Here is a 13,709-nt window from a genome sequence, read left to right as displayed (position 1 = left end):
ATGGACATCTATGATAAAATCAATGAGCTATATGATCGACGCCGCAGGGTCGAGATGGGCGGCGGCGATGAACGAATTGAAAAGCAGCATGAAAAAGGGAAGCTGACGGCAAGGGAACGGATCGACCTGCTTCTTGATAAAGGGAGCTTCGTAGAGATCAACCCGTTCATAGAACATCGCAGCTCGGATTTCGGCATGGATAAAAACCATGCACCAGGAGAAGGGGTCGTAACAGGATATGGAACGATACACGGGCGATCCGTCTATCTTTTCGCACAAGACTTTACCGTTTTCGGTGGAGCACTCGGAGAGATGCACGCGCAAAAAATAGCCAAGGTGATGGATCTAGCGGCAGAAAACGGCGCTCCCTTTATCGGCCTAAATGATTCAGGCGGGGCTCGAATTCAAGAGGGGGTCGTTTCTTTAGATGGCTATGGTCAGATTTTTTATAGAAACTCCATTTATTCTGGGGTCATCCCACAAATTTCTGTCATCTTAGGGCCGTGTGCTGGAGGCGCCGTCTATTCCCCTGCCATCACTGATTTCGTCTTCATGGTCGAAAAAACGAGCCAAATGTTTATCACTGGCCCAAAAGTGATCGAAACGGTAACAGGAGAAAAAATCAGTTCGGAAGACTTAGGAGGCGCAAAGGTACATGGGACGAAAAGCGGTAATGCCCATTTTACAGCACCTACTGAAGAAGAAGTACTGATTGAAGTACGTCGTCTACTTGAATATCTACCTCAAAACAGTGAGGAGAAGCCCGAACCGAAACAAGTGGAAAACGAAACCGACTACCGAGAACACCTTGCCGATGTCGTTCCCTTCGAGACGATTCGCCCTTACGATGTAAGAAATGTTATCCTGGAGATTGTCGATGAAGACTCGTTTATGGAAGTGCACAAGGATTTTGCGAAAAATGTCGTTGTTGGGTTCGGTAGAATAAACGGTGAAGCGATCGGTTTGATCTGTAACCAACCTAAGGTGATGGCTGGAGGTTTAGATATCGATTCTTCTGACAAAGTAGCGCGATTCATCCGTTTCTGTGACAGTTTCAATATTCCGTTGATCACATTTGAGGATGTAACAGGTTTTTTTCCTGGCATTAAACAGGAACATGGCGGTATCATAAGACATGGAGCTAAAATTCTGTATGCCTATTCAGAAGCTACTGTTCCGAAAATTACCGTGATCACCCGGAAAGCATATGGTGGAGCCTATGTGGCGCTGAATAGCAAGTCAATCGGGGCGGATCTTGTGTTCGCTTGGCCGAATGCGGAAATCGCTGTCATGGGACCTGAAGGAGCAGCGAACATCATATTTGCACGAGAAATCAACAATAGTGAAAATCCTGAGCAGACAAGACAGGAAAAGATCGCAGAATACCGCGAGAAATTTGCGAATCCTTACGTCGCTGCAGCCAGAGGGATGGTAGACGATGTCATCGATCCAAGAGAAACCCGAATCAAACTTACACAGGCATTACATATGCTCCGTAACAAAAAAGTGAACCGCCCTTATAAAAAGCATGGAAACATCCCTCTATAAAGAGTGATTTATTTTGGATACTTGCGAAAGGAGACATACATGATAAACCACGACCGAATCGTCGAGGAGTTTTTAGAATTGGTTCAAATCGACTCTGAGACAAAACATGAAGAAGAAATCTCAAAAATTCTTAAAAAGAAATTTTCCGATCTAGGCTTAGAAGTAATTGAAGATGAATCAAAAGAAAAGACAGGCCATGGAGCTGGTAATCTGATTTGCACGTTACCAGCTACAAACGAAAAAGCCGACTCGATCTATTTTACTTCTCATATGGACACAGTGCTTCCAGGCAAAGGGGTAAAACCATCCGTTGAAGATGGATATATAAAGAGTGACGGGACAACAATCCTTGGTGCAGATGACAAGACAGGACTGGCAGCGATGTTCGAAGCGATCAGAGTGTTAAAGGAACAGGAAATCCCTCATGGTAAGATACAATTCATCATTACAGTCGGAGAAGAATCTGGACTTGTGGGGGCGAAGGAGCTTGACCCGGCCCATATTGATGCTCAATACGGATTTGCACTTGATTCAGATGGGAAAGTCGGGAATATCATCGTTGCGGCACCGACCCAGGCTAAAATCAAGGCAACGATTAAAGGTAAAACTGCACATGCAGGGGTTGCACCAGAAAAAGGAGTATCCGCGATCACGATTGCTGCTAAGGCAATCGCAAAAATGCCGCTTGGTCGAATTGATGAAGAAACGACAGCGAATATCGGTAGATTTGAAGGCGGTGCAGGAACCAATACGAACATCGTCATCGATCATGTCGATATTTTAGCTGAGGCCCGCTCATTGATTCCTGAAAAAATGGAAGCTCAAGCTCAAAAGATGAAGGATGCGTTCGAAAGCACAGCCGAGAGAATGGGTGGACAAGCACATATCGAAATAATCGTCATGTATCCAGGATTCAAATATGATCATGGTGACCATGTCGTTGAAGTAGCGAAACAAGCTGTTGAAAAAGTAGGGAGAAAACCAGAGCTTCAACAAAGCGGCGGCGGAAGTGATGCAAATATTATTGCTGGCTTCGGTATTCCAACTGTAAATTTAGCTGTAGGATACGAAGAGATTCACACGACAAATGAACGCATGCCGATTGAAGAGCTTGTCAAAACATCTGAGTTGGTCGTCAGGATAATTGAAGAGGTTGGCAGTTCAAAGTAATACATCGATAATGGTTGACTGGACGGAGTAAAAACCTCCTCCGGTCAGCTTCTTTTTTTGCTTAGGCGTTGGGAGTGGATTTCGTAAATATCAACAATGAAGGAAAACAGACTTTGCTTATAATGAAAGTAACGGGGTACTATGGATGTAACTGTAAACGTATTAAGTTTACTTTCTCCTATTTAACAGCTTATTTTATATCCTTCCATAGTTCTAGGCAAATTCAGGCCTAAAGCAGCGAATTTTGTAAGATAAGCATTGAAAGGTGTCGGCTTTTACAATATATGTTAATATTAAACTACCTTTTAATGCCTATGAAATAGAATATAGAAAGCGAGGCGCTGGTAGTGAATATACCTAATCTACATATCATGATGAATTATCTGAGAGGAACTTATAAAATACTAGAAGAAGAGTGGCAGAAATCAGCGAGAAGCATCGGACTTACACAGGCAGAACAACACGTACTTTGGATTGTACACCTAGAAAAAGAAGCAACCATAACGAAAATCGCAACGATTGGATTGTGGGATGTATCAACTGTCATGCAAGTCATCACACGTCTCAAACAAAAAGGCCTCATCACGCTCATCAAAAAGAGTTCTGACCGCAGGGTCTCCTATGCTGTATTAACAGATAAAGGCCAAGAAAAACACGAAGAATCCAAGCAATTTTCGTATAAATTATACGAGTATCTTGAAGACTTCAGGGAAGATTCAAATGAAAACAAAAAGTTTGTTGAAGATTTGTTGAAATTTCATCGGGAATTGAATAGGCATTTCCATGGAAGTGAATTCATAGAGTGGACAGAACAGACTGCAAAAGCGATGAAAAAGGGTAGTTAATGACAATAGTGGATCATACGGAGAGTCTTCGAATATTAACCACTAAAACTCCATTGCATCAATGATCCGTTCAACTGATTTGCCGACAGGGATGGAAAGCTCATAAATCGTGGGGGAGCGTTGATGGAGGAACCTCAGGTGTTCATAAGAATCGAAAACCTTCGACTGAACAGCTGGGTAAGGCGTACATGAATAATGTCGAATTCGATTGTACATAAAAATTTCCTCCCTCCGTTTATAGCTTCTTTTATCACTATTTTGTAGAACATTCGAAATATTCGGCGTTTTGTACCGAGGTGAGGTGGTTCATGTTGAAAAAGGCAAAAACAGCTAGAATAATCTTCCATGTTGATATGAACAGTTTCTACGCCTCAGTAGAATGTGCTCTTGATCCGAGTTTACGTGGAAAACCCCTTGCAATAGCTGGAAATGTCGAGGAGAGAAGAGGAATCGTTGTTACAAGCAGTTATGAGGCAAGAGCACAAGGTGTACGTACAACTATGACGGTTTGGGAGGCGAAACAAAAATGTCCAGACCTGATCGTTATGCCGCCATCTTTTGAACGATACCGTAATGCATCTCGAAAGATGTTCAATTTGTTATTAGAGTATACCGATCTAATCGAACCGATATCAATTGATGAAGGATATATGGATGTTACAGAAAGGTATTCTGATCATTCACCAATCGAAATGGCGAAGGAAATTCAGAGCCGGTTGATGGATGAACTGCATTTACCCTGCAGTATTGGAATCGCGCCGAATAAGTTTTTAGCTAAAATGGCATCTGATATGAAGAAACCCCTCGGAATTACGATATTAAGAAAAAGAGAACTGCCTAGAAAACTTTGGCCGTTACCGATTGAAGAAATGCATGGTGTAGGAAAGAAGACGATGGAAAAATTCCATAAGGTGAACATATATACAATTGGCGACCTTGCATCCAAGAATCTTCAAGAAGTCAAATTACAACTTGGCAAAAATGGAGAAAAGTTATGGAACAGATCAAAAGGGATTGATGATCGACTTGTAGACCCAGAGGCCTCAAATGAATTCAAGTCAGTAGGGACGTCCACGACTTTACCTCAAGATATAGTACAAGTCGATAAAGCTGCAAAAGTTCTAAGAGAGCTTTCACAGTCACTCGAACAACGATTGAAACGAAAGAAAGTCGTTACTACCTCGATCCAAATCACCATTCGTTATGCAAACCGCAAAACAATCACCCGGAGCCAGACATTTTCTAATCCAATCCAGCAGAAAGAAGAAATATTTGAAATCGCCAATAAACTGTTCAAAGAACATTGGGATGAACGACCAGTCCGGTTGTTAGGAATCACTGCCACCCAGGTTATTGATAAAAGCAGTGCCACCAGACAATTGGACTTGTTTTCATATAAAGAACATACGAAAGATGAGCAACTTTTCGAAACGCTGGACCGTCTTAATCGTAAGTATGGTAATCGATTAATTCGAAGAGGTGTAGAGAAAAAGGGGGATGTCGGTAATGGAAGTGAAAATGAAACTGAATGAAGTGAAGGAGTCGATCGGGAAGGTATTGATCGGCAAGGAAGAAAGCGTTGAATTGATCTTAGTAGCTTTATTGGCGCGAGGACACGTGTTGATGGAAGACGTGCCAGGCACCGGTAAGACGATGCTCGCGAAAAGCATCGCAAAATCGATTGCAGGCTCATTCGGCAGGATTCAATTTACACCAGATGTTTTGCCTTCAGATATTACGGGGATTCAATACCTTAACCCGAAATCGAGAGAATTCGAAACAAGGTTCGGTCCTGTGATGACGAATGTCCTTCTTGCTGATGAAATCAACCGTGCTACACCAAGGACACAATCGAGTCTGCTAGAAGTGATGGAAGAAAGACAGGTAACAATTGATGGAGTGACGAATGGCCTCCCAGATCCATTTATCGTATTAGCTACACAAAATCCGATCGAATCACATGGAACTTTCCCATTGCCTGAAGCGCAAATGGATCGATTCCTACTAAAATTGAATGTCGGTTACCCCTCTTTACATGAGGAACAAAAAATGATGAGGGCTTATCGGAATGAAGAGCCGATTGAAAGGTTAGAGCCTGTCTTTACAACAGAAGAAATCATATTAATGCAGAAGATGATTAAAGAAGTCCGATTATCCGAGGAAATTGAGGAGTACATACTAAGGATCATCCTTGAAACCCGACGATCAAAAAATATTGAAGTAGGTGTAAGCCCGCGAGGAACGTTAGCCTTTATGAGAGCATTACAAGCTTATTCTTGGCTCAATGGAAGAGATTATGTCATTCCGGAGGATTGTAAGAAGCTCGCACCGTTCGTGCTGGCACACCGCCTCGTTTTATCGATGGAGGGGGAACTACGAAAAACACAATTACAAGTGATCACGGACATTTTGGATGTTATCGAGGTTCCAGTCGAATCTGGAGCTGTCAAACAATGATCTGGAAAATAATCATGGATTCGGATAGAAGTACGAGGATCCTTCGAGTACTTGCAATCCTACTGATTATTTTTGCCTTATACGGTAAATCGTATCTGATGTTTTGGGCAGGGATATTGATAGGATTGAGTTCCTATTTATCGATTTATTATATGGATGTACTTACAAGGAAGCTCTTTTATCCAAACCCTAAAGAGAAAATACGGATGTTTCCAGGGGATGAAACTCCATGGAGACTAACGGTGTCCAACCATAGCAGATTGCCTGTGTTCAATACAAAGTTAAGGCTTTTAATGACCAATGATGCGGAATTTACAAATGTAAAACCGAGTGAGGAACGAAGAAATGCAAACGAATACATCTTGCCGGTTTCCTATTTTCCTAAAGAGGAAAAGTGTATTACATTCAATGTCAAAGGACTTAAACGTGGTGTAGCGAAATTTTCGAATCTCGAATTTCATGTATCCGATTTACTCAGCTTAGCATCAGTTAAAATGATCAATGATCGTCTGGTCCAAACCGAGTTCATCATATATCCTACGATTCTTCCAGTCTCGGGCGTAGAAGACCTGATAAAGTTGCAGCAAGGTACTCGGCCGGTTCCGTCCTCATTGTATGAGGACCATACTTTAGTTGTCGGCACACGGGATTATCTCCCAGGTGATTCTTTCCAAAGGATTCATTGGAAAGCCTCTGCTAGAATGGAAGAAATGCAGACTAAGCTTCATGAAAAAACCGTATCACAATCATGGACAATATTTATGAATGTCATCCTCGATCCTAAGGAAGTGGCCCGTGTAGGCGAATCAGAACTGCTTGAAAGGCAGATCAGCTATACAGCTTATTTATGTCAATATGCAGTACAGAACCATATCCCATTCGAAATCTACGTGAATATCAAAACGATGGGAAGACTCCCTTATCTGCACTTGGAGATAGGGGAAGGAAAACCTCATCTGGTCAAAGCGTTAGAGCTTTTGGCAAGATTGAATATCAACAGCATCAAAATGCCGATGTTCCGAGTCCTATCCCTATTCAATAGACAACAGATTGACTCTACCGTGGTCATTCTACTTGGTGATGATCAAACAGATTCAGCTTTTTATAATCGATGGATCAGGCAAGGGATCAATCTACATAAAGTCATTATTGATGAAGATACAGCAAAGCTGGATAGGTATATGGTGAGGAGGTCGATTTCATGAGTATATGGGCTTCCATCCGATCCCGGTGGTTGAATTATTCCATGGATATCCTTCTCGTTTTGTTGATTACGATGTGGTTATATGCTCCATATAATGATAATGTATTTATCCCTACAGTGACCGTCATGGTTGGTAGCGGGATACTTTATGAATTGGTCTATCCAAGACTACGGCTTACGAGTGGCAAAGTTCTGTTATCGATTCCCGTTGTCTGGACGGTTGGTTACTTCACCGGTTTAGACGGGGAGTTGTTTTATTTGGCAATTCTCGGACCCGTCACTGCTTTCCGTTATTCCAAGCATTACGCTGATCCTGATATACAACAAGAGTTCCCTATCTTCGTCTCTACAATTATTGGAACGATGTTATTCTTTTTTCTTTACCAGACAAACGACCAAATGTTTTACGTGCTTTGGATATCAATCGTACAGTTTTGTTTGTTCTCATTCGTCAGGCTCAACCGAATGATGATGCATCAACCTGGAAATAAAAAGCTTAAACGATTTCTAGTCTACTTGATTTCAAGCTTTTTCCTGTTTTCTGTAATCATTGCTGTATTCCTTCCGGTGATCAAATCAACTGCTTTCTTTATATTGAAGGTGGTCACCACTGTTTTATCGGGTATCTTTTACCTCCCCCTAAATGCATTTTTCACTTGGTTTGCTTCGATCATTGATCCTAAAGCCATAGAAAATGAAGGGGGAGAGGGTCAAGATGATATAGTGGAAGTACAGCAAGGGGATGTAATGTTAACGGAGCCTCCAGACCTGCTCATCAACATGCTCATTTTGCTTTGCCTCAGCCTAGCGGCATGGCTTGGTTATAAATTCTATAAGAATAAAATCAAATTGATGAAATACTCGGCAGTTACAGCAACGATGGAGTCTGGAAAAATTGGTGAATTGGAACAAAGCGTCTATAATGGATTCAGAAGGTCAAAACCACCTTCAAACCCTATACGTAAACAGTTATATAAGTTGGAAAAGAAAATGGGTAAATATACTTTTGGTCGTTACACCCATGAATCTGTGTCTGAATGGATGGAACGTATCAACGCACCAAAAGAATTACAAGGTGAAATTAACCGGATTTATAAAAGGGTCCGATACGGGGATAAAGAGGTTTTAGAAACTGAAGCTGAAGAATATCGTAATTCAATTGCGAAAATGGTCACCTGGGCGAAAGAGAAATATCGCTCCACGAAAAAAGATATAGAGTGAGAAAAGGGCTGACACTTGGGGTCAGCCCTTTTGGTAAGGAATAATCCTACCAGCCACGTTCATATTGTTTCGGCGGGGTGATTTCCACGTTCAACTCATGAGCCGCTCTTCTTGGCCAGTACGGATCACGTAACAGTTCCCGTGCTAAGAAAATGAGGTCTGCCCGCTCGTTCTGTAAAATTTCTTCTGCATGCATTGGAGAGGTGATCATGCCGACAGCACCTGTTGCAATCAAGGCTTCAGTCCGTAGCTTTTCAGCATATTGGACTTGATACCCTGGGTAAGGATTGATCTTAGCAGGGACAACACCGCCTGAACTACAATCGATTAGATCGATGCCAAGTTCTTTCATCCAGCAAGCATAATCTATGTAATCATCGACAGAGTACCCTGCAGCATTGTAATCGTTGGCTGAAATCCGTACAAAGATCGGACCGTTCCATTCTGATTTCACGGCTGTAATGATCTCCCGCAAGATATTGAACCGTTTTTCCTTCGTCCCGCCATATTCATCGGTTCGTTTATTGATCAATGGGGATAGGAATTGATTGATCAGGTACCCATGAGCTCCATGTATTTCAATGACATCAAAACCAGCTTCACGGCTTCTGCGGGCAGCTTGTCGGAAGTCTTCCACAGTTTCCTTAATCTGCTTAACAGTCATTTCCTTTGGAACTTCCATATCGTCTTTAAATGGAATCGGTGATGAGGAATAAATCGGTCCTTCGACAATCGCTTTACGGCCTGCATGAGCAAGCTGGATCCCGATTTTTGAATTTTGTTCATGCACAAGAGCAACAAGGGAGGCAAGACCTTCCACATGATCATCATTCCAAATGCCTAGATCCTCCATAGAAATACGGCCTTGTGGGGTCACTGCAGTGGCTTCCACGAAGATCAGCCCCACTTGACCTACTGCACGGGTCGTATAGTGTGTCGTATGCCAAGTCGTCACTTTCCCATCTTGGGCATTACAAGAATACATGCACATTGGAGACATGACGATCCGGTTTTTTAAGGTCATGTTTTGAAATGTAATAGGTTCAAACAATTTTGCAGTCATACTTCCAACTCCAATCTCTCTCTTTGTAATATGGTGCTGTTAAATCCAGTTGTTGAATTTGGGAATAGCAAATTTCGCAAAATCAACAATGAAGAATAACAAAGCCTGAAATTTAGTTTATCACAATGACTAGCAAGGTTAATGGAATTTGCCTAACTAAAAAGCAGGCGACTTAATAGTCAGCCTGCTCTAAAGATAACTCTTCGGGTTGAACTTATGGAAAACATTACCGATCACGGATGGTTTGACTGCAAGGGAACCGTCGAGTACAGATCGAGCTATATCAGGCACATCGGTTATAAGGGCTTCCACCTTCTGATCAAATAACCATCTCATCTTTTTCGGATCGTTCACCGTATACGTTCTGACTTTTATACTGCAATCCCTAAACCCTTTCAAAATGGTAGGATGCAAGGTCCTCCAATGCGGATGCACACAATCAGTCGATAAACTTTTGACGTAATTCCATGGTTGGTATAAGCCAGAAGAATAAAGTGGTGCAATCTCTACATTTGGATCCATCTTTTTTAGTTCCTGTAAGCTATAGTGATTGAAGGAAGAATAGATGACCCGATTCCTCAATTTGTGTTGGTCTACTAGATCGTAGACGATTTTTTCCATGCCATAATAGGGCATGATTGTATTTTTCAACTCGATATTCAACAAAAGCTTTGTCTGTTTCATCCAAATGAGGAATTCTTCCAAAGAAGGGATCCGCTCCCCCGTGAATTGTTTTGAAAACCATTTCCCTGAATCAAGGTTTTGTAATTGTTTATAAGTGAATTCGCTGACAAATCCTTTGCCATCGGTGGTCCGTTTTACTGTCTCATCATGAATGATGACTGGGACTTTATCTTTTGTAAGCTGTACATCAAGCTCAATACCATCTGCTTTCATTTCGAGTGCTTTCTTGAAAGATGACATAGTGTTCTCTGGTGCGTATTTACTTGCTCCGCGGTGTGCAAATATATAAGTCAATAGTGATCGCTCCTTGATAGAAGACGTTTCATTGTTTGTTACACTTAAAGAAGGTATAAATACTTTCTTCAGTATAAGTGCAACTATGGCTTAGCCTTCACCAAAGGTTTGGCTTCGCCAAGTTTTCTTTATATTATTGACAATCAGTTTAACATAGTTTCTGTTTTTAAAAGTATATAATACTTTCTATAATATAAGTGGAACTATGGCTTAGCTTTCCCAAAAAGGATCGGCTTCACGAAGTTTATTTAAATAGTATATACGATTCCTTCGTATTTTGCTTTTCGTGGTATATCTATCATAATTAAAGTTTGAATAGGATAAAGGATTTCAGTCTCGAATACCGAAATCTACTTCTATATAAGTACCAAATTCGACAAAAAAAACAGCGTGTCGCATGGGAGTGAACATCTATGAAGAAGTGGCAGGATAAAGAAAGCTTAAAAGAATTGCTTTGTCATTTAGTAGAGTTTCCAAGTATTACGGGATCTGATGCTGAAATTGCAATCAGTGAATTCATCCATATGAAGCTGAACGATCTTCCTTATTTCAAGGAGAATCCATTGGATCTGCAAATTCATCCGACAAGGGACGGCCGTAAGTTTGTCACTGGATTGGTTCGGAATGGAAACAGTTCTGATACAGTGATTCTGATCAGTCATATGGATGTCGTTGATATTGAAGATTATGGTGAATATAAAAACCTCGCTTTCCGGCCAAAAGAACTGACAGCCGAATACATGTCGATCAGGAATGACCTTCCAGCAGCAGTCCAAGACGATTTGAAGAAGGGTGAATGGTTGTTTGGAAGAGGATCGATGGATATGAAGGCAGGATTGGCTCTTCAAATGTCGATGATGGAAAGAGCGAGCCTCGGTGAATTTGATGGAAACATCTTATTACTTTCCGTGCCAGATGAAGAAGCGAACTCCGCAGGGATGATGGAAGCCGTCGAAGTTCTTCTTGAGATGTCCCAGACACACGGGCTGCACTATAAGGCATGCTTGAACTCAGAGCCAGTTTTCACACGGTATCCAGGAGATACGAATCAGTATGTGTACACTGGTTCAGTCGGCAAGCTGTTACCAGGCTTTTTGTGCTTCGGAATGGAGACCCATGTAGGAGAGCCTTTTTCAGGAATCAATGCCAATTACATGGCAGCTGAATTGACGAGAGAACTGGAGCTGAATACGGAATTTTGTGAAATGATCGATGGAGAGGTTACACCACCTCCAACCAACTTGATGCAAAAGGATTTGAAAGAAGAGTATTCTGTCCAAATCCCGCATGTTGCTGTTACACTTTTTAATATGATGGTGATGGAACGTACCGTAAATGAAATCAACAAAGACTTGCTGTCCCTTGCACACAGAGTAGCTGGACGAATTGAAAAGCAGCTGCATGAAAGAGCGGCTGCTTTTAACAAATGGGAACAATTCGAGCCGATTGATAGTAATATTTCCGTTTATACGTATCAAGAGTTACTCGAGAATGCGATTAAACAATATGGTGAAGCGGAAATTGTCCGCCGCCAGGCCTATATCGCAGGAAATTTCAGAACGATAGGAGATCGAGACCTTTCAACCCGGCTTGTTTTTGACCTTGCGTCACTTTGTAAAGAAGAGGGTCCGATGATCGTTTTATTTTACAGTCCGCCGTTTTATCCTGCTGTATCTTCACGAGAGAATCCCCATGTCAAGCAAGTGGTAGGGGAGATGATCGAATATGCCAAAACCAAACACAATGTTGTTTTGAAGAACCAGCACTACTTTGCAGGATTGTCCGACTTGAGTTTTACAAGTCTTTCACAAACGGTGGAAGGGCTCGTCCCGTTATTCCGCAATATGCCGCTCTATGAAAACGGCTATCATTTCCCCCTTGATGAGCTGCAGCAGCTAAAAATTCCTGTCATGAATCTCGGGCCACTCGGTCGAGACCCTCATCGATGGACAGAGCGATTGAATATCGACTACTCTTTTGAAGCTTTCCCTGATATGCTCGGTGTTGCCATCCATAAGCTGCTTAAATAGATTGATGATATTTGCCGAAGTTCACTCCCTTTCCGCTGGCTAAAGAAAGGTGGAATCGCCTCGGGCAGCGACGAAGTTCACTGGAAGTCCGACGAGGGCTCGTTCCTCGCTGCGGGTCTCGCTTGGCCCGATTTTCCCGAAGGAGTATAGCGAATTTCGCTTGATACAGCATGACAAAGCCTAAAAGAAAAAGAGCTCAAAAGGGCTCTTTTTCTAAAGTTAACGCTGGGCTGGATTTTTCTCTAAGGAAAAATGTCGTTGAAGCTCTTTAGATCGCTTGGCTGCATCTAGGACACAGCGTTTGAACGCCTCATCAACGTGGTGTTCCATCAAGGCATTCAAACCAGCTGCAGTTGTCCCGCCAGGACTTGTAATATCTATTCGAAGTTGATTCAGGCTGGCCGTAGATTCTTTCATCATATGGCCTGCTCCTATCATTGTGTCGGCAATCAATTCTCTCGCTTTGCCTTCATCCAATTCAAGGGTCTGTGCTGCTTGTTTCATGGCTTCTGCAACATAATATAGATATGCAGGACCGCTCCCTGCCAGAGCAGTAGTTGCATCCATGTACTGTTCTTGGACGACTGTTACCGATCCGACAGCTTTAAAAAGCTCTTCGACAGCTTGAGCATGTGTGATTGTTGTATTTTTACCCCTACATAAGGTTGTGGTAGACAAGCCTATCTCAGAGGAAGTGTTCGGCATCGTACGGATGACAGGATAAGGACCCTCAAGAACTTCTTCTATGAAGCCAGTTGTAATCCCGGCCATGACGGAAGCGATGATATGGGACTTTTTTACGTAAGGACGGATGCGTTGTAGGCCTGATCGGGCGTCTTTCGGTTTCATTGCCAGGATGATCAGGTCGGTATCTGTCAAAATACGTTCGTCATCATAGGAAACCTGGATACCGTATTTTTCTTCCAGACATTCCAACCGCTCATCATCAGTCCGGTTGGTCACCATGATATTTTGAGAGGGAATCATTTTTTTAGAAATAAGCCCTTTTATTATTGATTCTGCCATCGATCCTGCGCCGACAAAGGTGATGCGATTGATTGTAATCATTTCAAATGATTCTCCCTTCTGCTAAAATGAAAGCACTCTATCTTTCCAAGAGTACAATCAAGTTTAAAATAGTATTTCAACTTTTAGACTACTTGATTCAGTCCTAATATACGGAGGCGTTTTAT

12 protein-coding genes are annotated in these 13,709 nt (G+C 42.1%); 8 read left to right on the top strand and 4 right to left on the bottom strand.

Going from position 1 to position 13,709, the window contains the following annotated elements; translation table 11 throughout:
• The 3 genes from ACJROX_RS18475 to ACJROX_RS18465 all read left to right on the top strand — a co-directional run bounded on the left by ACJROX_RS18475 (nt 1) and on the right by ACJROX_RS18465 (nt 3,563).
• On the top strand, nt 1-1,548 hold the full coding sequence (locus ACJROX_RS18475) for an acyl-CoA carboxylase subunit beta (protein ID WP_408006678.1): 1,548 nt from the start codon (nt 1-3) through the stop codon (nt 1,546-1,548).
• 39 nt (nt 1,549-1,587) lie between these two features.
• Complete coding sequence (locus ACJROX_RS18470) at nt 1,588-2,718, top strand: M20/M25/M40 family metallo-hydrolase (protein ID WP_408006676.1); 1,131 nt, start codon at nt 1,588-1,590, stop codon at nt 2,716-2,718.
• Nucleotides 2,719-3,092: 374 nt separating this feature from the next.
• Complete coding sequence (locus tag ACJROX_RS18465; protein WP_408006675.1) at nt 3,093-3,563, top strand: MarR family winged helix-turn-helix transcriptional regulator; 471 nt, start codon at nt 3,093-3,095, stop codon at nt 3,561-3,563.
• 42 nt (nt 3,564-3,605) lie between these two features.
• Here ACJROX_RS18465 and ACJROX_RS18460 read toward each other — a convergent pair whose 3' ends face one another.
• Nucleotides 3,606-3,779, bottom strand: a complete 174-nt coding sequence (locus ACJROX_RS18460) for a hypothetical protein (protein ID WP_408006674.1) — start codon at nt 3,777-3,779, stop codon at nt 3,606-3,608.
• Between the two features lie 95 nt (nt 3,780-3,874).
• Here ACJROX_RS18460 and ACJROX_RS18455 point away from each other — a divergent pair, with 95 nt between their 5' ends.
• From ACJROX_RS18455 to ACJROX_RS18440, 4 genes are read left to right on the top strand one after another with little or no spacing between them, the layout of a single operon-like run.
• On the top strand, nt 3,875-5,095 hold the full coding sequence (locus ACJROX_RS18455; RefSeq protein ID WP_408006673.1) for a DNA polymerase IV: 1,221 nt from the start codon (nt 3,875-3,877) through the stop codon (nt 5,093-5,095).
• Nucleotides 5,070-6,020 (top strand): AAA family ATPase, encoded by a 951-nt coding sequence (locus tag ACJROX_RS18450; protein ID WP_408006672.1) that lies wholly within the window; start codon nt 5,070-5,072, stop codon nt 6,018-6,020. Before ACJROX_RS18455 ends, ACJROX_RS18450 begins: the two co-directional genes overlap by 26 nt.
• A complete protein-coding gene (locus tag ACJROX_RS18445; RefSeq protein ID WP_408006671.1) occupies nt 6,017-7,225 on the top strand; it encodes a DUF58 domain-containing protein in 1,209 nt (402 codons plus the stop codon). Before ACJROX_RS18450 ends, ACJROX_RS18445 begins: the two co-directional genes overlap by 4 nt.
• On the top strand, nt 7,222-8,445 hold the full coding sequence (locus ACJROX_RS18440; protein WP_408006670.1) for a hypothetical protein: 1,224 nt from the start codon (nt 7,222-7,224) through the stop codon (nt 8,443-8,445). Before ACJROX_RS18445 ends, ACJROX_RS18440 begins: the two co-directional genes overlap by 4 nt.
• Before the next feature lie 46 nt (nt 8,446-8,491).
• On the opposite strand, the gene namA is transcribed toward ACJROX_RS18440, so the two are convergent.
• Together namA and ACJROX_RS18430 are read right to left on the bottom strand one after the other, a co-directional pair.
• Nucleotides 8,492-9,508, bottom strand: a complete 1,017-nt coding sequence (gene namA / locus ACJROX_RS18435; protein WP_408006669.1) for an NADPH dehydrogenase NamA — start codon at nt 9,506-9,508, stop codon at nt 8,492-8,494.
• Nucleotides 9,509-9,697: 189 nt separating this feature from the next.
• Nucleotides 9,698-10,486, bottom strand: coding sequence for a glycerophosphodiester phosphodiesterase (locus ACJROX_RS18430; RefSeq protein WP_408006668.1), 789 nt, complete (start codon nt 10,484-10,486; stop codon nt 9,698-9,700).
• 413 nt (nt 10,487-10,899) lie between these two features.
• Here ACJROX_RS18430 and ACJROX_RS18425 point away from each other — a divergent pair, with 413 nt between their 5' ends.
• The gene (locus ACJROX_RS18425; RefSeq protein ID WP_408006667.1) at nt 10,900-12,516 is read left to right on the top strand and encodes a M20/M25/M40 family metallo-hydrolase; all 1,617 of its coding nucleotides are present in this window, start codon (nt 10,900-10,902) and stop codon (nt 12,514-12,516) included.
• A 219-nt stretch (nt 12,517-12,735) separates the two neighbouring features.
• Here ACJROX_RS18425 and proC read toward each other — a convergent pair whose 3' ends face one another.
• Nucleotides 12,736-13,584 carry a pyrroline-5-carboxylate reductase gene (proC, locus tag ACJROX_RS18420; RefSeq protein ID WP_408006666.1) on the bottom strand — a complete coding sequence of 283 codons (849 nt, stop codon included), beginning with the start codon at nt 13,582-13,584 and terminating at the stop codon, nt 12,736-12,738.
• Nucleotides 13,585-13,709: the final 125 nt, after the last annotated feature.

This window comes from Pseudalkalibacillus sp. A8, from assembly GCF_045920555.1.
GTDB lineage: Bacteria > Bacillota > Bacilli > Bacillales > Fictibacillaceae > Pseudalkalibacillus.
The sequence above is the reverse complement of the archived record's forward strand: the minus strand, read 5'-3'. Positions and strand labels throughout refer to the sequence as shown.